18 protein-coding genes are annotated in these 18,683 nt (G+C 72.2%); 8 read left to right on the top strand and 10 right to left on the bottom strand.

Annotated elements, in window-relative coordinates; translation table 11 throughout:
- Window positions 1–389: 389 nt before the first annotated feature.
- Entirely contained in the window at window positions 390–863 is a 474-nt protein-coding gene (locus tag HF577_RS30575) for a MarR family winged helix-turn-helix transcriptional regulator (RefSeq protein ID WP_312859479.1), read from the bottom strand.
- Between the two features lie 43 nt (window positions 864–906).
- On the opposite strand from HF577_RS30575, the gene HF577_RS30570 reads away from it, so the two are divergent.
- Entirely contained in the window at window positions 907–1,830 is a 924-nt protein-coding gene (locus HF577_RS30570; protein WP_169399463.1) for an alpha/beta hydrolase, read from the top strand.
- Window positions 1,831–1,892: 62 nt separating this feature from the next.
- Here HF577_RS30570 and HF577_RS30565 read toward each other — a convergent pair whose 3' ends face one another.
- From HF577_RS30565 to HF577_RS30545, 5 genes are all read right to left on the bottom strand, one after another.
- On the bottom strand, window positions 1,893–2,897 hold the full coding sequence (locus HF577_RS30565; protein WP_169399462.1) for a HEAT repeat domain-containing protein: 1,005 nt from the start codon (window positions 2,895–2,897) through the stop codon (window positions 1,893–1,895).
- Window positions 2,898–2,920: 23 nt separating this feature from the next.
- Window positions 2,921–3,589, bottom strand: coding sequence for a HEAT repeat domain-containing protein (locus HF577_RS30560; protein ID WP_169399461.1), 669 nt, complete (start codon window positions 3,587–3,589; stop codon window positions 2,921–2,923).
- An 86-nt stretch (window positions 3,590–3,675) separates the two neighbouring features.
- Entirely contained in the window at window positions 3,676–4,422 is a 747-nt protein-coding gene (locus HF577_RS30555; RefSeq protein WP_169399460.1) for an SDR family oxidoreductase, read from the bottom strand.
- 85 nt (window positions 4,423–4,507) lie between these two features.
- Window positions 4,508–5,431 carry an RNA polymerase sigma-70 factor gene (locus HF577_RS30550; protein WP_312859478.1) on the bottom strand — a complete coding sequence of 308 codons (924 nt, stop codon included), beginning with the start codon at window positions 5,429–5,431 and terminating at the stop codon, window positions 4,508–4,510.
- 97 nt (window positions 5,432–5,528) lie between these two features.
- Window positions 5,529–6,506 carry a helix-turn-helix transcriptional regulator gene (locus tag HF577_RS30545; protein ID WP_169399458.1) on the bottom strand — a complete coding sequence of 326 codons (978 nt, stop codon included), beginning with the start codon at window positions 6,504–6,506 and terminating at the stop codon, window positions 5,529–5,531.
- 61 nt (window positions 6,507–6,567) lie between these two features.
- Here HF577_RS30545 and HF577_RS30540 point away from each other — a divergent pair, with 61 nt between their 5' ends.
- Window positions 6,568–7,152: a DinB family protein gene (locus HF577_RS30540; protein ID WP_169399457.1), complete on the top strand. Its 585-nt coding sequence runs from the start codon at window positions 6,568–6,570 to the stop codon at window positions 7,150–7,152.
- A gap of 13 nt (window positions 7,153–7,165) precedes the next feature.
- A complete protein-coding gene (locus tag HF577_RS30535) occupies window positions 7,166–8,266 on the top strand; it encodes a winged helix DNA-binding domain-containing protein (RefSeq protein WP_169399456.1) in 1,101 nt (366 codons plus the stop codon).
- Between the two features lie 88 nt (window positions 8,267–8,354).
- Here the strand turns inward: HF577_RS30535 and HF577_RS30530 are convergent, their stop codons facing one another.
- On the bottom strand, window positions 8,355–9,338 hold the full coding sequence (locus tag HF577_RS30530; RefSeq protein WP_169399455.1) for a quinone oxidoreductase family protein: 984 nt from the start codon (window positions 9,336–9,338) through the stop codon (window positions 8,355–8,357).
- 114 nt (window positions 9,339–9,452) lie between these two features.
- Here HF577_RS30530 and HF577_RS30525 point away from each other — a divergent pair, with 114 nt between their 5' ends.
- A complete protein-coding gene (locus tag HF577_RS30525) occupies window positions 9,453–10,115 on the top strand; it encodes a TetR family transcriptional regulator (protein ID WP_211175070.1) in 663 nt (220 codons plus the stop codon).
- A 77-nt stretch (window positions 10,116–10,192) separates the two neighbouring features.
- Here HF577_RS30525 and HF577_RS30520 read toward each other — a convergent pair whose 3' ends face one another.
- From HF577_RS30520 to HF577_RS30510, 3 genes are read right to left on the bottom strand one after another with little or no spacing between them, the layout of a single operon-like run.
- Window positions 10,193–11,464 (bottom strand): cytochrome P450, encoded by a 1,272-nt coding sequence (locus tag HF577_RS30520; protein WP_169399453.1) that lies wholly within the window; start codon window positions 11,462–11,464, stop codon window positions 10,193–10,195.
- A 31-nt stretch (window positions 11,465–11,495) separates the two neighbouring features.
- Window positions 11,496–12,902 carry an NAD(P)/FAD-dependent oxidoreductase gene (locus HF577_RS30515; protein WP_169399452.1) on the bottom strand — a complete coding sequence of 469 codons (1,407 nt, stop codon included), beginning with the start codon at window positions 12,900–12,902 and terminating at the stop codon, window positions 11,496–11,498.
- Window positions 12,899–13,111: a ferredoxin gene (locus HF577_RS30510; protein ID WP_169399451.1), complete on the bottom strand. Its 213-nt coding sequence runs from the start codon at window positions 13,109–13,111 to the stop codon at window positions 12,899–12,901. Before HF577_RS30510 ends, HF577_RS30515 begins: the two co-directional genes overlap by 4 nt.
- 139 nt (window positions 13,112–13,250) lie before the next feature.
- Between HF577_RS30510 and HF577_RS30505 the strand changes: the two genes are divergently transcribed.
- The 4 genes from HF577_RS30505 to HF577_RS30490 all read left to right on the top strand — a co-directional run.
- The gene (locus HF577_RS30505) at window positions 13,251–14,672 is read left to right on the top strand and encodes a M20/M25/M40 family metallo-hydrolase (protein ID WP_169399450.1); all 1,422 of its coding nucleotides are present in this window, start codon (window positions 13,251–13,253) and stop codon (window positions 14,670–14,672) included.
- Between the two features lie 226 nt (window positions 14,673–14,898).
- Window positions 14,899–15,777, top strand: coding sequence for an enoyl-CoA hydratase/isomerase family protein (locus tag HF577_RS30500; protein ID WP_169399449.1), 879 nt, complete (start codon window positions 14,899–14,901; stop codon window positions 15,775–15,777).
- A gap of 39 nt (window positions 15,778–15,816) precedes the next feature.
- Window positions 15,817–17,457: a class I adenylate-forming enzyme family protein gene (locus HF577_RS30495; protein ID WP_169399448.1), complete on the top strand. Its 1,641-nt coding sequence runs from the start codon at window positions 15,817–15,819 to the stop codon at window positions 17,455–17,457.
- Between the two features lie 34 nt (window positions 17,458–17,491).
- Window positions 17,492–18,683 (top strand): tyrosine-type recombinase/integrase (locus HF577_RS30490; protein ID WP_169399447.1); only part of this gene is annotated, 1,192 nt, incomplete at its 3' end.

Here is an 18,683-nt window from a genome sequence, read left to right as displayed (position 1 = left end):
CTTCGAGGTGGGGTTCGTGGACCAGGGGGACGGGGAGGTACGGCTGTCACTCGGTGAGGCGGCGGGCGTGCCGTTCGAGCGGGTACCGCCGGTGCGGTCCTACCCGGCCTACAACGAGACAGCACACTGCCCGCACTGGCGCGCCGAAGGTGCTGCCGATGCCTCGCCGAGGTGACGACTCGGCGACGTGACGCCTCTCAAACGCGTGATGCGGCCCTACGGAGAACAGCCCTCGTGTCGAGTACGGGCAGCGGTGAGGGGCGTGTCCGCCGGAGGCCCCGGCGTCGATCGCCGGCAGGCCGGCCGGGGCTCTGTGCCGCGGCCTTCGTGCCGCCGGTACCCGTGCCGGCCGGACGCCGCCACCCACCGTGGGAGCGCGGCGCTGTGCGTCAGCCTGTGGGCGTGCCGATCTGGTTGAGTTCGAGCACGGAGCGCAGCTGCGCCATGGCGCGAGCGGCGGACGAGGCCGAGGAACCGTCGAGCGTGCCCCCGATCAGCGCGGCGAGTCCCTCGGTGAATGTCGTCTCCGCCTCATCGACGAGCTTCGAGCCGTCGGGGGTCAGGGCCAGGATCGAGGACCGGCGATCGGATGGGTTCGGCTGCCGGACCACCCATCCCTGTTTCTCCAGGCGGTCGATGCCCTTGCTGGTCGCCCCGACACCGACGGCGAACTCGGCGGCGAGGTCCGCCACGCGAGCCCCGGGGCGGTCGCGCAGGAAGCGCAGGAACTCGAACTGCGAGGTGACGATCCCGTGCCCCTCACGGAGGCGGTCATTGAGGGCGTTGTACAGCCGCGTCTCGCACCGGACCAGATCGGCGAAGAAGCCCGGGAGGTCGACCATGCCACCCGATGTATATGCCACGGCATATACTGTAACGGAAGGTACCTACCGCAGGAGCGCACCCATGAGCAAGGAACAGCGGGCCCAGGTCGACGCGATGATGCGACAGCCGCGGCCCGAGGGACCCCGGTCGGTCGAAGCGCTCCGCGCTGGATTCACGGCACTGATGGCCCGAATGATCGTGCCCGGCAACATCCGCACCACGCAGACGACGCTCGGCAACCGACCCGCACTGCATGTCGAGCCGGACGGGGGGTCCCGCGCCGGGACGATCCTGTACTTCCACGGCGGCGGCTTCGTGTTCGGCTCCCCCGAGACCGCCCTGTCGCTGACGGGACACCTCGTGGCCAAGACCGGCTTCGGGGCGTACTCCCTGGACTACCGGCTTGCCCCCGAGCACCCGTACCCGGCCGCGATCGACGACACGCTGAGCGCCTACCGCGCCCTCCTCGACAGCGGAACGGACCCCTCGACCATCGCGTTCGCCGGCGACTCCGCGGGCGGCGGCCTCGCCGTCACCACCTGCCTCGCCGCCCGTGACGCGAGCCTCCCACTGCCCGCCGCCGTCGTGGCGTTCTCCCCGGGCCTCGACGCCACCCGCACAGGCGAGAGCATGGACACCAAGGAAGGCATCGACCCGATTTTCACCCGCAACGCCCTCGAGTACACCGGGGCCATGTACCTCGCCGGAGCCGACCCGCACCAGCCCCTGCTCAGCCCGGCCGTCCTCGCCGACCTGACCGGCTTCCCCCCGATGCTGATCCAGGTGGGCACGAACGAGCTGCTACTGGACGACTCCACGCGCCTGGCCGCGCGTGCGAGGGCGGTCGGGGTGGACGTCATCCTGGACGTCACCGCCGATGTGCCGCACGTGTTCCAGTCGTTCGCCGGCGTTCTGGACGAGGCGGACGAGGCACTGGACCGCGCGGCCCTCTTCCTCACCCAGCGCATTGCCGCTGAGCGCACGGCGCCGACGGCAGCGCCGTAGGACCGGCCCTGGTCCCCACCTTGGCCCGGCCCCGCCTCGGCGTACTCGCCTGGATTTATCCGTTACGGTTCGTTGCGTATCCCCAGGATGTAGGCGGCGGTCAGCGCCACGACCCGGTCATCGTCATGGGACAGATCCGCGAGGGCTCGGGACGCCGTGATCCCCGGGATGTCCGCGAGCGCCTGTGTCAGCCGGCGACGAGCCGGCGGTTCGACAGTGGTGTGGGCGAGGCGATCGACGAGCACGGAGGCGATCTGGTCCGCCGACTCGGGACGGCACGCCAGCGCGCTCAGTGCGTCGGCTGCATCGACGTCGTTCGTCCCCTCGACGACCATCTCGACCAGCGTCGGGACCGCCTCGGCTCCCCCACGCGCCCCGAGTGCCAGCGCTGCATACCTGCGGACCACGACGTCGGGGTTCGCGAGGGCGTCCTGCAGCAGTGCCGTCGCCGCACCGTCGGGAATCTCGGCGATGGACCGGACGGCGCGTGTGCGCACCTCGGCCACCGGTGAGCCGAGGCCCTCCGCGAGCAGCGCCAGTCCCCCGTCGCCCAGTTGCGCCAGCGCCCAGCTCAGGGCTCCGGCGACGTTCGGGTCCGTCTCGCTCAGTGCTGCCTCGACCAATGCTTCCACCGGCACCGGAACCTCGTCCACCGAGGACAAGGCGGCGCGCTGGCGCTTCCCGGCGCTCTGTGACCCCAACGCCTGCAGGAGCGCGACGATCTGGAGGACGTCCTCCCAGCCGGCGGGTTCCGCGGCACCGATCCGACGCAGTCGCGTGAGCAGCTCCGTCTCACGGGCAATGCGTTCTCGCGTCCGGCGGATGAGGTCGTCGACGAGCGCCGAGGGCGTGAAGCCGGGATCCTCGAGCGCGCGCCCGACCTCACGCAGCGACAGTCCCAGCGACCGCAGGCTCTCGATGTGGAAGATCCGCCGGATGTCCTCCTCGGAGTACTCGCGATAGCCGGCGTCGGTCCGACCCGTCGGCCGCACCAGCCCGAGCGCGTCGTAGTGCCTGAGCATGCGGGCGCTGACCCCGGACCGCCGTGCGACGTCACCGATCAACACTGTGCACAATCCCTCCTGGCCGGTCAGCCCTCCTGGCCGGTCCTGCCGAGGGCCACGACGCGCTTCGCCTCCTCGACCGCGAACTCGAATCCGGCATCAGGGTCGCGCAACAGCCGTTCCGTGGCGATCGCGTGTCCGCGCACGCGAGGGTCGAGATCGGCCATCGCGGTGCGCAGAGGCGGCAGGATCACCTCGCCGAGCGCGATCAGCGCCCGGCTGAGGCTCAGCTGCATCTCCCGTTCGCCGCGCCCGAGCTGTGTCGAGAGCACCGCGGCCAACCCGGGCTCCTCACCGTCGGGCACGAGTGCGACCGCCGCGCGCCACGCGCTGCGCGCCACCTCGTCGTCGGCGTCGGACAGAAGCGCCCGGGTGATCGCCGGCCAGGCCTGCCGGTCCCTGATCTTGGACAGCGTGTGCAACGCCTGGCTGCGGGCCTGCGCCCGCTCCGAGCGGAGCTCCCCGAGAAGCTGCGGGACCGTGATCGCCGCCGGGTGGCGGGTCAGTGCCCACGTGAGGATCTCGCGCACGGAGAACTCGGGTTCGACCGCGCATCGTTCGACGAGCGTGGCGATGAACCCCGGGTCGGGGGTGGTGCCGAGCGCCAGCGCCGCCCGCAGCCGCACCGACGAGCGGCTGTCCTCCAGCGCTCGGAGCGCTTGCATCGTGTCCGTGTCCTGCTCCGGCATGGTCATCGGAACCACCTCCTTGACACAGTGAAGGGCTTGTCACTGTGTCAAGGTCAAGCGAGGCGGGCCGCACGATCACCCGGAACAGACGGCTACTGCTGCTGGGCGAGCCACTTGTCGAACGTGATCTCCCCGAGCTGGGCGTCCGGGCCCGGGACGAGCGTGCGCTCGCCGATCAGGGCGCCGGAGTAGCGGGCCTGCTCGTCGGCGACGACCCTCCGGGGGTCACCCTTGGCTGCGAGGCTCTTGCGCACCAGCTCGTCGAGCCGGAACACCTCGGGGCCGCCGATCTCTTGGATCCCGTTCAGCGGCTCCCCGACCGCGACGCGTCCGACGCCGGCGGCGACGTCGTCGGATGCCATCGGCTGGAACAGGACCGGCGGCAGGTGGACCTCGTCGCCCACCGTGCTGAGGTCCGCGATGGCCGTGACGAACTCGAAGAACTGGGGGGCGTGCACGATCGAGTACGGCCGTCCCGACTCGCGGATGAGCTTCTCCTGGGCGATCTTCGCCCGGAAGTAGCCCGACTCCGAGAGCCGGTCGGTGCCGACCACCGACAGGGCGACGTAGTGCCCGACGCCTGCCTTCGCGGAGTACTCCAGCAGGTTGGTGGTGGAGGTCCGGAAGAACTCCATCACCGGGTCGTCGGCGAACGACGGGGAGTTCGACACGTCCACCACGACCGCCGCCCCGTCGAGCACCTCCGCGAGCCCCTCGCCGGTCAGCGTGTTCACACCGGTGTTCGGAGCGGCCGCCACCGCCTCATGACCGTGCTCGCCCAACCTGGCCACCAGCTTCGACCCGATGAGCCCCGTTCCACCGATCACGACAACCTTCACGACGAATCCCTTCTGATGATGAACCTGACACCAGGAAGGACAGGGCAGCCCGCGGATCTGTGACGGCGGATCCGCGGGCGGGCTGCTACCGGCTGGTTCTCGCCCGTACCGCGGCGGCGATGCGCTCCAGCTTCGCGGGGTTCAGGACCCAGTAGATGCGGTCGATGCCGTCCCCGGTGCCGCTCACGGTCAGCCACGCCACCGGCACACCGTCCCGGGTGACCAGCACGGACGGGCGGCCGTTCGCGTCGACCCACTCCACCTGCACACCGGCCCAGAACCGGGTGGCGAAGGCCGCGACGTACCTCGCCACCCGCGTCCGGCCGAACACCGGGATGCGCGACGCGCCCCGCACGCCGTCGCCGTCGGAGTAGCTGGCGACCTCCGCTGCGAACAGCGACTCCAGCTCGTCGAAGTCGCCGGCCTGCGCAGCGGAGAGGAACGCCGAGAGCAGCCTCCGCTGATGCGTGGCGTCGACGGACGTCCGCCGCTCCGCCGCGACGGCCTGCCGCGCCCGGCTGAGGAGCTTGCGTGCGTTGCTCGCCTTGGTCTGCAACACCTCGGCGATGCGGTCGTACGGGTAGTCGAACGCCTCCCTCAGGACGAACGCCGCGCGCTCGCTCGGCGAGAGCTTCTCCAGCAGGACGAGCACCGCGGTCTCCAGGGCCGCTCCCCGCTCGGCGCCCAACTCGGGATCGGCGGTGGTGTCCACCGGCTCCGGGAGCCAGGGACCCACATAGGTCTCCCGCCGGGCACGGGCCGTCTGCGTCGCGTTGATCGACAGCCGGGTGGTCATCGTGACGAGGAAGGCGGTGGCGTCCCGCACCACGGTGCGGTCGTGGGCCTGCCACTTCACCCAGACGTCCTGCACGATGTCCTCGGCGTCGGCGACGCCACCGAGCATGCGGTAGGCGATCCCGAACAGACGGGGACGGACCTGCGCGAAGTCGGCTGCCACCTCGTCCAGCCCACCGTCCTTGCCCGGCGGGCTGCCCTCGACGCTACCCACGGCGTCCCCGGAGCAGGTCGTCCGGGACGCGGGCCCGCGTGGCTGACGCGCTCGGCGTCGACATGGCTCTCCTCGGGATGACCGATCACCGGCCACGCTATCCCATCGACCGGCGGGGGTGACCGAGCGCGGCATCGGTGTAGCGGCGGCCCAGGTGGGCGAAGGCGGCCGTGAGCTCGGCCGGCCCGACGACCTCGATGGCGGCGTCGAACCTGCCGATGATGGCGGCCACGGCCGGCCATGACCACGAGCCCAGGACGAGCCGGCAGCGGTCCGGACCGAGTTGCTCGACGACTCCGTCGCGGGTGTGGCGGGACACGGCGGCGGCGGGGAGGTCGAGGATCACCTCGCCGCGGCAGGGCCAGTCGCCGGAGCCGTCGGAGCCCCGGAACCGGGCGGTCACGAAGGCGGCCACGTCGCCTCCGGGCACCTCGGCGGGGGTGAAGCGGGGCCCGGTCGGGGTGCGCGGGGTGATCCGGTCGGCGCGGAAGGTGCGCCAGTCCTCGCGGTCGAGGTCCCAGGCGACGAGGTACCAGCGCCCGCCCCAGGTGACCAGGTGATGGGGCTGCACCCGACGCGGTGGGGAGGCGGGGGTGTAGTCGAACCGCAGTTCCTCGCGGGCGTGGACGGCGGCGCCGAGTGCCGTGAGCACGCTGCCGGTGACCGGCGGGTCCGGTCGGGTCGGGACCGGCTCGACGGCGGTGACCTGCAGGGTGTCGATCCGGTGGCGCAGCCGCGCGGGCATGACCTGCCGCACGGTGGTGAGCGCGCGCGCCGCGGCGTCCCCGATGCCGGCACCGCTGGTGGCAGCGGTCTGGAGTGCGATGGCCAGAGCGACGGCCTGCTCGTCGTCGAACAGCAGCGGGGGCAGCTCCGCACCGGCGCCGAGCCGGTACCCGCCGTCGGGCCCTTTGACGGCCGCGATGGGGTAGCCGAGCTCGCGCAGGCGGTCGACATCGCGGCGCACGGTGCGCAGGCTGACGTCCAGCCGCTCGGCCAGCAGGGGCCCGGGCCAGTCCCGGCGCGCCTGGAGCAGCGAGAGCAACGACAGCAGTCGCGCTGAGGTCTTCGGCACGATCCGATGGTGCCCGCAGAAGCGGCCACTCCCTGGCCGCTTCGTCTGCGACTGTCGCCGGGTGCCAGTCAACGACACCACCGCGGCCCCCTCCACCCTCGACGCCGAGCGGATCGACCTGCTCGACGCGCTGGCGACCGCGCGATCCGCCCTGACCACCACCATCCGCGGGCTCGGCGACGAGCAGCTCGGCGAGCGCCCGACGGCCAGTGCGCTGTGCCTGGGCGGGCTGGTCAAGCACGTCGCGTCCATCGAGGAGGGGTGGCTGCGCTTCGTGGTCGACGGGCCGTCGGCGCTGAGCTACGACCTGCCCGACGGTGTCACCTGGGCCGACCTCGCGGCCGGTACCGCAGGCGAGGGCCCGCGGTGGGCGATCGACCACCAGAACGAGTTCCGGATGCTGCCCGGCGAGACGTCGGCCGGGATCCTCGCGCGCTACGAGCAGGTCGCCGCCCGGACCGCGGAGATCGTCGCCGCCGTCCCCGACCTGTCGGCGACGCACCCGTTGCCGGAGGCGCCCTGGAACGAGCCGGGAGCGGTGCGCAGCGTGCGCCGGGTGCTGATGCACGTCATCGCCGAGACCGCCCAGCACGCCGGGCACGCCGACATCCTGCGCGAGGCGCTCGACGGGCAGCGATCCACCTGAGCGGCGTCAGCAGATGACCGTTCTCGACACCCGGGCTCTCAACCGCGCGACGCTCGCCCGGCAGATGCTGCTCGAGCACGCCGATGTGCCGGTGCTCAACGCCGTCGCGCACCTGTGCGGACTGCAGGCGCAGGAGCCGCAGGAACCGTTCGTCGGGCTCTGGTCGCGGGTGCGCGCGTTCGACCCGGCGACGCTCTCGGACCTGCTGGTCCGGCGGAGCGTGGTGCGGACCCACCTCATGCGCCGCACCGTGCACCTGCTCACCGCCGAGGACATCCTGGCCTGGCGGGCGCGCCACGACGCCATGCTGCGCCAGCGGGTGCTCGGGGTCTATCGCGGCGAGCTCGCCGGGATCGACCTCGACGAGCTCGCCGCCGCGGGCCGGGCGGTGCTGGCCGACGGCGAGCCCCGCTCGATGACCGAGCTCGCGCGGGCGCTGGCCGACCGCTGGCCGGCGCCGGGCCCACGGGCACTGGGCGAGATGCTGATCGCCGCCCTCATCCCGGTGGCGCAGCTGCCACCGCGCGGGCTGTGGCGCACGAGGGCGGGAGTGCGCAACGTCGTGCTGTCCTCCTGGCTGGGACGCGACATCGACCCGCCGGCCCCGGCGGGCTCCGATCCGGTCGGCGCAGCGCTGGTACGGCGCTACCTCGCCGCGTTCGGCCCGGCCGCTGCTGCCGACCTGCGCGCCTGGTGCGGTCTCGCCGGACTCCCGGCCGCGGTGGCCGCGATCCGCGGGGAGCTGGTCACCTTCCGCGACGAGCGAGGCCGGGAGCTGCTGGACCTCCCGGACGCGCCGCGCCCCGATCCCGACACCCCCGCCCCGGTGCGGTTCCTGCCGGCGTTCGACAACGCTCTCCTCGGCTACCACGACCGCAGCCGGATCATCGACGACGCGCACCGCGGCCTGTCCGTCGCCGGCGCTCGCGTCGTCCTGGTCGACGGCCGGGTCGCCGCGACCTGGAGCGTCGAGGCCGCCACCGTGATCGTCACCCCGCTGCGGCGCTTCTCCCGCGCCGACCGTTCCGCCGTCGCCGAGCAGGGACGGGACCTGGCCGCGTTCCTCTCCGACGGCGACAGCCGGCGCGTACGGGTCGCCGCGGCTCCCCGGTGAGCACGTGGTCGGTGCGCAGCGTCAGCTGTCCGCTGCCGCGGCCCTGCACGTCGAAAGCGAGCTCCTGCATCACGTGATCCAGGATGGCTCAGGGGGCCAGGAGGACGCGGCCGCCCACCGAGCCGTTCTCGAGGCGGCGGTGGGCTTCGGCGGCCTCGGCCAGCGGCAGGGTCTCGGTGCGGATGTCGACCAGGCCCTGCCTGATGGCGTCGACGGCGCCCTGAACGGCCGGGCGGACCAGCTCGGGGTGGGCGGGCAGGTAGAAGCCGACCGCGAAGCCGAGCAGGGCGAGGTTGGCGCCCCACAGGGTGTTGGTGGGCACGGTGTGCTCCCAGTCGCCGCCGGCGTTGCCCACGAGCAGCATCCGGCCCATCGGGGCCATCACCTGCAGGCTGTCGGTGCGCAACCGGCCGCCGACCGGGTCGACCACCACGTCGAAACGCTGCTCGCCGACGGCCTCGACGAGGTCCTCGCCCACGACGATCTCGTCGTAGGGCAGCGCAGAGGCCTGCGCGGCCGCCAGCGAACTGCGGCGCACGGTGCCGACCACGCCGGCGGCCCCCAGGGTGCGGGCCACTCCGGGAAAGGCGGAGGCCAGCCCGCCCAGTGCCCCGTGCACCAGCACCCGCTCGCCCGGCTGGAGATGCGCCACGCCGGTGAGCGCCAGGTACGCGGTGGCAGCATTCGGCACCGCGGCTGCCGCCACGGCGGGGTCCACCCCGGTGCCCTCCAAGCCGGCGGTCAGGGCCGCGGGCACGACCTCGACCGAGGCGTAACCGCCCTCGGCCCCGGTGCCCGAGAGCGTCACCACCGGCTCCCCGACCCGGAAGCCCTCCACGCCGTCGCCGAGCGCGCGGATGGTGCCGGCCACTTCGAGGCCGGGCACGTAGGGCGGCTGCGGCAGGCCCGCCCTCTCCTTGTACAGGCCTTGCCGGATGAAGACGTCGATCAGGCCGACGGCGGCGTGGCTGACGTCGATGGATATCTGCCCGGGTCCCGGGACCGGATCCGGCAGCTCGGTGAGCTCGAAGACTCCGGGCTCTCCGAACCGTGTGACGACTGCGGCATGCATGGACGGTCTCCTGTCCTCGGCCGCGCACAATCCCTGCGCGCGGACTCTACGCAACTTGATTGCGTTAACTGGACGCTAGCACGGCAACGCACCCTGCTTGCGTTACATTGGGGCGTGCACCGCCGGGCCCGCTCCCACGAGGCCAAACTCCGCCGGGCCGAGGACCTCCTCGATGCCGCTCGCACCCTGGCCACCGCCCGCGGCGGGGTTCGCCACATCACCCTCGCGGCCGTCACGGAGGCAGCGGGCTTGCACCCGTCGGCCGTCCGGCGCTACTTCGACAGCAAGGAGGAACTCCTGCTCGAGCTGGCCGAACGCGGCTGGGACCAGTGGCGCGACACCCTCACGGCCCACCTCGCCGACGTCCGGGACCTCACGCCGGCGCGGACCGCCGCCGCGGTGGCCACCACCCTCGCCTCACTGCCCCTGTTCTGCGACCTGCTCACCCACACCCCGCTGAGCCTCGAGGGCGAGGTCACGATCGAGCGCGCCCGTCGCTACAAGACCAGGTCCTTCGCGGCCTACGACGCCATCGTGGACGCCCTCGCCGGCGCGGGCACCATGACCACCGCGCAGGTGCAGGGCCTCATCACCACGGCGCTCGGCGTCACGGCCTACCTGTGGCAGGTGTCCCATCCCACCGCGACCCTCGCCGAGCTCTACGCGCAGGAACCCCGCTGGGCGCACGCCGCGCTCGACTTCGAGCCACGCCTGTCCCGCCTGCTCCAGGCCACCGCCGTCGGCCTTGCCATCACAGGGAGTACGAGATGTGATTGAAATGAGCGGGTTCCTGACCCGCCGGGCCGATTTCACTCGCGAGCAGTTCAGCGATTACTGCAGTAGGAACGTGCAGCTTACGAATGCTCCCTGATCCGGTCGTAGTCGATGAACAGGTGTTGCGGGCCGCGGAAGATCTGGTTGCGCCGGTACGGCGGCGGATCGACGACGAGCCGTGGGTTCTCCACGCGCTGCAGGAAGACCTCCAGTGCGACGTTCACCTCCAGGCGCGCCAGCGGACCCCCGAAACAGGTGTGGATGCCGCTGCCCCAGCCGAAGTGCTCGTTGGCGCGACGTTCGGGGTCGAACCTGCCCGGGTCGGGGAAACGGCCGGGATCGCGGTTGGCGGCCCCGTACATGAGGAAGATCGCCGAGCCCTCCGGGATGACCGTGCCACCGACCTCGATGTCGGCGGTGGCGGACCTGCTGGGGAAGAACTGGACCGCCGACTGGAGGCGCAGGACCTCCTCGATGGCCCGGGGGATCAGCCCTGGCCTGCGACGCAGCAGTTCAACGCTCCCGGGGTTGCGCAGCAGGGTCAGCACGCAATGGGAGATCGTGTTGACCGTGGAGTCGTGACCGGCGATGAGCAGCAGCAGCGCGTTGGCCGCTGCCTCCGGGGGCGCCATGGGTCCGTCCGGGCCATCGTCGTTCACCAGTCTCGAGAGCAGGCCCTCGCCGGGCTTCCGGACATACCCGTCGATCAGCCCCCGCAGGTACTCGGTGAGCGCTGCCGTACTCTCCCTTCCTTTCGCGGCCCGGACCTTGCCCTCCTCGGTGGCCGCCTCCGGGCCCAGGTCGAGACCTGCCATGAAGTCGAAGATCCAGGCGTGGAACGCCTTCTCGTCCTCCAGCGGAACGCCCAGAATCTTGCAGATCACCGTCACCGGAACCCGGTAGCCGTACTCGTCGACGATGTCGATCCGGGTCTTGCCGGCAGCTTTTCCGAGCAGTTCGTTGCAGAGCCGCTCGATACCCGGTTCCATGCTCGGGATGAGGTCCGGCGAATGGGGAGGGCCGAACTGCCGCATGGCCTGGCGGCGCGCGCGATCGTGGTACGGCGGATCGGACATGATCATGCTCGGCTGCCGGCCGTATGCCGTGAGGTGTTCGGCCTCGGGCGGGGGCTCCTGCGCGGCGGCCCGTTTGGCCTGCAGCGGGCTACGGCTGATGTCGGAGCTCACCCGCGGATCGTGGGCCAACGCCAGGAGCTCCCAGTAGCCGGTGACGACGTAGATGTCGTCCGCCACCCGCGCCACCGGCGTTTTCCGGAGCTCGTCGAAGAACCGGTACGGGTCGTGGCGGTTCTCGAACTTCATGGCCTCCGCCCAGGCGATCTCCGGCCTCATGGATGCCTCCTTTCGCCTTTCGGGCTCTCGCTCAGCGCTTCTTCGTCCGGTACTCGTACTCGGCTCCGCGCTCGGTCGGGTCGTGGCCGGTCAGGACGACGTCCGGCCACCCCGTCGGGGCGCCCGGCGTCGGGAATCGGGCCGGCATCGGCTGCATACCGTCGGGATGGTCGTAACCGGGCGGAGGGGGCGGGAACGGGGCCGACCGCTCGATCAGGGCCCCGTAGTACTCCAGCCATTTGCCGTGGTTGAACGTCACGGCGGCGACGATGCGGCCGTTACGGCCGTAGGCGGCGGCGAAACGCCGGTCCGTCACCGATCCCTGGGTGATGACGATCTCGTCGGCGAAGGGGCCCACGCCGACGCCCTTGATGTTGACACCGAACTGCCCCGACCAGAACGCGGGCAACGGCAGGTGCGGACGGCGCTGGGGCTCGAGGCTCACCATGTTGTGCGCCGCGACCCGGCCTCCGACATCGGCGTTGTCCCAGTGCTCCTGCACGAGGAACTGGTAGTCGTAGAGCACGTGCGGTGCGCGGGCGATGTCGCCGGCGACGAAGATGCTGTCGGTCACCACCCCGTTGATGTCGAAGACCCGGCAGCCTGCGTCGCACGCGACGCCCCAACGGCCGGAGGCGAGGCCCGCGCCCTCCAGCCATTCGGTGTTGCGGATCGAACCGAGCGAAGCCACGACCACGTCGACGTCGAGCGTGGTCCCGTCCGACAGCCGGGCGCGGCGCACGTGTCCCTGCGCGTCTCCCTCCAGCGCCTCGACCGAGACGCCGGTGCGGAGGTCGACCCCGTGGTCACGCTGCATCTCGGCGGCGATGTCGCCGATCACGCCTCCGAGAGCGCCGACGAGTGGGCCTTCGGCGCGCTCGGCGACCGTCACGGCGAGACCGAGCTCGCGGCAGACCGAGGCCATCTCCGAGCCGATGAAGCCGGCGCCGACGATCAGGACCCGCCCCGGCCCGGCCGCCAGCGCCGCCCGCAGCCGGCCCGCGTCATCGGCGGTGCGCAGCGTGAACACGCCCTCCAGCGCGGCCTCCTGCGGGTTGAACCACGGCCGCGAGCGCGTGCCGGTCGCGATCAGCAGGCGGTCGAACGGAACCTGCTCACCGTCAGCCAGACGCACCTGTTTGACGCGGCGGTCGAGGCCGGTGGCGGCCACCCCGAGCCGCCAGTCCGCATCGACCTTCCGCATCCGCGGAAGCAGGGTGTGGTCGGCCCGCGCCAGTCCCTTCAGCACCTGCTTGGAGAGCGGAGGACGGTCGTAGGGCTCCTGCTTCTCGTCCCCGATGATGGTCAGTGGCCCGGTGAAGCCCTCGTCGCGCAGGGTTTCGGCGGCGCGGAGCCCGGCCAGGGAGGCGCCGACGATGACGATCCGGCCGTAGGCCTTGAACTCCGCCACCACGTCCGCAATGAGCTCCGCTCTCACGAGCTTTTCCCGATCTCGTCCAGCCGGTCCACGACAATGGCCTGAACGGGGCAGGAGGCTGCGGCTCGCAGGACGTGCTGGCGCAACGAGTCGTCCGGGTTCGGGTCATACATGAGCGCCTCCTCACCGTGCAGATGGAGGACCTCCGGCGCCAGCGGGACGCATTGTGCATATCCTTGGCAACGGTTCAGATCAACGACCATCCGCATGGATATTCCCTCCGCCGAACCGGGACGCCACCGTCGACGGCCCCGGCGCAGGGCGCATCACCCGCAACGGGCGATTGGCTCGGTGTGCCGGGGTGCTCGCCCGCCGGGGCGGCGGCACCGGCCACCTACGATCTCGGCTATGGAGCATGCGCGCGTGCGCGACGCGGTCGACCGGGCGTGGGCCGACCACGTGATCCCCAGCCTCTCGGAACTGGTGGAGATCCCTGCCGTGTCTCCCGCCTACGACCCCTCGTGGCGCGCCGGCGGGCAGTTGCACGCGGCGGTCGACCACGTGCGGCGGTGGGTCGAGTCCTCCGGTCTGCCCGGCGTGGCCTGCCAGGTGGTGGAGCTCGACGGCCGTACGCCCCTGTTGCTGGTGGAGGTGCCCGCGACGGCGGGGTCGGCATCGAGCGGGACGGTGGTCTTCTACGGGCACCTGGACAAGCAGCCCGCCCTGGGCGAGTGGTCCCCGGGGCTGGGCCCCTGGCAGGCGGTGCGGCGCGGCGACCGGCTGTACGGCAGGGGCTCGGTCGACGACGGGTACGCGGCCTACGCGGCGGTGACCGCACTCGGCGCGGTGCGGGCCGCCGGCGGAGAACATGCCCGGGCCGTGGTGCTGCTGGAGACGGGCGAGGAGTCCGGCAGTCCCGACCTGCCCGTCTACCTGGAGCATCTCTCCGATCGGCTCGGCGACGTGACGCTGGTGGTGTGCCTGGACAGCGGGGGCGACGACTACGAGCGGCTGTGGCTGACCTCCAGCCTGCGCGGCGCGGTCCAGGCGACGGTGACCGTGCGTGTCCTCGACACGCCCGTCCACTCCGGCCTGGGCGGCGGCATCGTGCCCAACCCGTTCCTCGTCATGCGCGGGCTCCTCGACCGTCTCGAGGACCCCGCGACCGGCGAGGTCAGGGTGCCCGAGATGCACGCCCCCCTCCCGGACGGCCTGCGCGAGGAGGTCGAGGAGCTCGTCGCCCTCGACCCTGGCCGGGTCACCCGGCGCTTCCCCCTGGTCGAGGGCGTCGTGCCGCTCGTCGCCGACGACGTCGAGCTGATCGTGAACAACACCTGGCGTCCGGCGCTGTCGGTCATCGGCGCCGCCGGTCTCCCGGAGGCATCGAGCGCGGGGGCCGTCCTGCTCGATGCGGTGTCGCTGCGACTGAGCTTCCGCCTCCCGCCCCCGGTCGACGCCGAGACGGCACGCGCCGCGCTCGAGAAGGTCGTGACGACCGACGTGCCCTACGGCGCGCGGGTCGAGGTCACCGACGCCATGACCATCAACGGGTGGCACGCACCTGCCGTCGCGCCGTGGCTGTCCGCCGCCCTGGTGGACGTCGCCGAGCAGGTGTACGGCGAGCCCTGCCGCAGCGCCGGTCTCGGCGGCGGGATCCCGTTCATGGAGACGCTCGGGAGGCGCTACCCGGACGCCCAGTTCGTCGTCACCGGAGCACTGGGACCCGACTCGAACCTGCACGTTCCGGACGAGTGGCTGAACATTCCCTTCGCCCGGCAGCTGACCGAGTCCATCGCGCACATCGTCGACGCTCACTCCGCCGGCCGGTAGGTCCGACGTACGTCCGGGCCATCGGCGTCATGCCGTGTATACCGCCCACACCTCGAATCGCCCATACCTTTGCGACCATACGCAACATTCCTGGCATCGGAGTGGGAACTGCCGTCCGGCCGTGTGTGAATCCCCACGCCCCGTGGGCGCAATTCTGAATTCCGATTAGCGTTCCCCTGGTGGTCATTGCGAGCGGGCAGAAGGACGGGCCACGCCGGGGTGACGCGTGACCTCCGTCGGTGGCGACGGCCCGGCCCGCACCTCGACGGCCGGCGGTTCGCAGGTACCCCCGTCGCCGTACTTCGTGAGCCCCGCGGAGTTCCAGCGGGTACGCATGCACGCCGGCGGCACCGCCGGGATCTGCTGGATCACGCTCGACCGGCCCGAGCGGCTCAACGCCTTCGACTGGCGGATGCTCGTCGAGCTCAGGGCAGCGCTGTGGGAGGCCACCTACGACGACGGGATCCGGGTGGTCGTCATCACCGGGGCCGGGCGCGGCTTCAGTGCCGGCCGCGACATCAACGACCTGCGGTGGCAACGCGGCCTGCCGGGCAACAGCTACCGGTCCTTCGTGCGCACCAACCATTCGACCTTCGACGACATCGAGACCATCGAGAAGCCGGTCATCGCGGCGGTCAACGGGCCGTGCGCCGGTGGCGGGGTGGAGCTGGCGGTCTCGTGCGACTTCCGGATCGCGGCGCAGGAAGCGACCTTCTCGCTCCCGGAGATCAACATCGGCGTCATCCCGGCGTCCGGTGCGTGCTCGCGGATGAGCCGTCTCATCGGCGTCGAACGGCTCAAGGAGATGGTCATGACCGGCCGGCAGTACACCGCCGCGCAGGCCGGGGCGATGGGGCTCGTCTCCGAGGTGGTGCCCGGCGCGGAGCTCGTGGCCACCGTGGAGGCCCTCGCGGCCGATCTCATGACGGGCGCCCCGAGGGCGATCGGCCTGGCGAAGCACGTGATCAACATGTGTGAGGGCGTCGATCCGCACACGGGCCGCGACATCGAGCGGCTGGGCCAGTCCTGGCTCGCCCAGAGCGACGACTCGTGGGAGGGCCTCTCGGCGTTCCTGGACAAGCGGTCGCCCGATTTCCGGGGCTAGTGCAGCAGGCACGCAGGGCCGCAGAGGGAGAGGCACGCAGTGGCAGTGTTGACGGACCCGTACCACCGGGCGCTGCGGGTGGGGGACGTGCCGCGGCTGCACGCCTCCAACCCCGCCAGTCGCGACCGGGTGGCGGTGGTCGAGGGAGAGCACACCCTCACCTGGCAGCAGCTCGAGGACCGCTCCACCGGCGTCGCCGCCGGGCTCGCGCACTACGGCGTCCGCAGCGGTGAACCGGTCGGCCTCTACGCGGGCAACCGGATCGAGTACATCGAGCTCATGTACGGCCTGGCCAAGGCGGGCTGTCCGATCGTGCCGCTGAGCCCCCGCCTCGTGGCCGGCGAGGTGGCGCGCGCCCTGCGGGTCACCGGCGCGACGGCGATCGTCACCGACGTGCTCGACGCTCTGGGCCCGGCGGGGGCCGGCGTCCCGGACGGGGAGCTGGCCGTGGCCCGGCTACGGGACACCTCTGGCGACCCGGTGGCGCCCCTGCACGAACGCGCCGAGGACGTCCGACACTACGAGGACGTCGTCGTCGACCCGGCCGGTGCGCGGCTGCCCGAGATCGACGAGTCCACGCCGTTCCGGCTGGCGCTCACCAGCGGGACGACCGGATCGCCGAAGGTGTGCGTGATCCCGCACCGGGTGACCGTCCAGGGCTGGGCCGAGATGAGCGTCGAGCTCGGGATCGGGCCGCACGACGTCGAGCTGGTGGTGGGGCCGCTCTTCCACGGCCTCGGGTTCACCTGTGCACTGCAGCAGCTCTACGTCGGCGGCACGCTGAACATCCACCGCCGCTTCGACGCGCGGCACGTGCTCGACTCGATCGCCCACGACCGGCCGACGGTGCTCCCGGGCGCGCCGGTGATCTTCGACCGGCTGGCCGACGCGGCGGAGAGCTCGGCCGAGCCCGTCGACACGAGCTCGCTCCGCCTGGTGCTCAGCTCCGGCGCGCGGGCAGGCGGCACGCTGAAGCGCAGGCTCGCCAGGGCGTTTCCCGAGGCGCGGATCGGCGAGTTCCTGGCCGGCACCGAGACGGCGTGCGTCACCATCAACCTGGAGGACCCGTTCGGCCCGAAGGCGGAGTCCTGTGGGCGGCCGTTCTTCCGTACCGAGGTCGCCATCCTCAACCCCGACGGTGGGTTCCGGCGCGCGGGCGAGGTCGGGGAGGTCGCGAAACGGGGCCTGCTGACCGGACCGGTCTACCTCGGCGACCCGAAGCGCACCGACGAGGCGTTCCGCGACGGCTGGTTCCGCACCGGCGACCTGGGATACCAGGACGAGGACGGCTTCGTCTTCATCGCCGGGCGCCTCAAGGACGTGATCGTCAGTGGCGGTATCAACATCTACCCGGCCGAGATCGAGGAGGCCATCCGCGGCATCTCTGGTGTTCGGGAGGTCGCCGTGGTCGGCGTGCCGGACGAGGAGTGGGGCGAGAGCGTCAAGGCCGTGGTGGTGCTCGAGGACGGTGTCAGCCACACACCTGAGGACATCGAGCAGCGGTGCCGGGTGGAGCTCGCCGGGTACAAGGTGCCCCGGGTGATCGCGTTCATCGACGCGCTGCCGCGCAGCCCGTCGGGCAAGGTGCTCAACCGCGAGCTCACCGACGTGCCCGGCGGCTTCCGGCGCACCGGGAACGGCTGGCAGAGCAGCACGCCCGAACCGGTCCGGCAGCGGTAGGGCGGGGCCGGAGCGCAGCGCTAGGCTGCCGATCATGGCAGCGTCCGAGCCGTTGGCCGTCCTGGAGGCGCTGGCCGGCTCCCGCTCCGCTGCCGCACCGGTATCCCTGGCCTCCGGTGTCTCGGACTGGCCCGGCGTCGCCGATCCCGAGGGGCTGCGCGGCCAGCTGCTCGACTGGCTCGGCCAGTACGCCAACGCCGGCACCCGCCGCACCTACGCCTACGCGCTGGGCCTGCCGATCGCCTGGGTCGACGCCATCGGCGGAGCGCAGTCCGCACGCTCCGGCCGTGGCACCCCGCCGCCGGCACCGGCCGGCCCGCTGCACGACCTCGCCTGGTTCCGGTGGTGTGCGCGCCAGACCCTCGACCCCCGCGACGCCACGGCGCGCCACGTCAAGGCCTGGCTGCACGCCCTCGACGCCGCCGGCGCGCAACGGCGCACGCGCCAGCGGATGCTCTCCACGCTGTCGGCGCTCTACGGGCACCTCGCCGAGACCGGCGTCGTCGCGGCGAACCCGGCAGCGCTCAACCGAGCCCGGCTGGGCCTGTCCTCCACCGCCCGGGACGCCTCACCGACGGTGCGGCTCACGGCCGAGCAGCTCAAGGCCCTGCTCGTCGCGGCGGCGCGTCTGCCCTACTCGCGCAGCCCCCGGCTCGCCCGGCTCTACGCCCTGCGCGCGGTGGCCGTGGTGGCGCTGCTGACGCTGGGGCTGCGGATCTCCGAGGTGGTCGGCCTCGACCGCGGCGACCTGTACCGCACGGGCGGCGACGACGTGCTCCGCGTGCTCGGCAAAGGCGGCCTGCACCGCGAGGTCTACCTCACCGACCTCGTGCGCGACGCGCTGGCGGCCTACCTCGCCGAACGCGACCGCCTGAGCCGGTCGGCGGCCCCTGCCCGCCGGGGGCGCACCGGCGCGGACAGCACCCCCATGCTCGCCACCCGCGACGGCGGGCGCTGCTCGCGCGTCGACCTCTACACGCTGCTGCGGCGCATCGCGGCCCACGCCGGACCGGCGCTGGACGGTCTCGCCGACCGCGTGCACCCGCACGCCCTGCGGCACGCCTACGTGACGATCGCCCTCGAGCAGGACGCCCGCATCCAGCACGTCCAGGCCGACGTCGGGCACGCCACGATCGCCACCACCCAGCACTACGACCGCGGCCGGCGCTCCCGGGCCAGCACGGCGGCCGACCTGGTGGCCGCGGCGATCGCCGCCGCACCGGCCC

Source organism: Pseudonocardia xinjiangensis, assembly GCF_012911925.1.
GTDB lineage: Bacteria > Actinomycetota > Actinomycetes > Mycobacteriales > Pseudonocardiaceae > Pseudonocardia > Pseudonocardia xinjiangensis.
The sequence above is the reverse complement of the archived record's forward strand: the minus strand, read 5'-3'. Positions and strand labels throughout refer to the sequence as shown.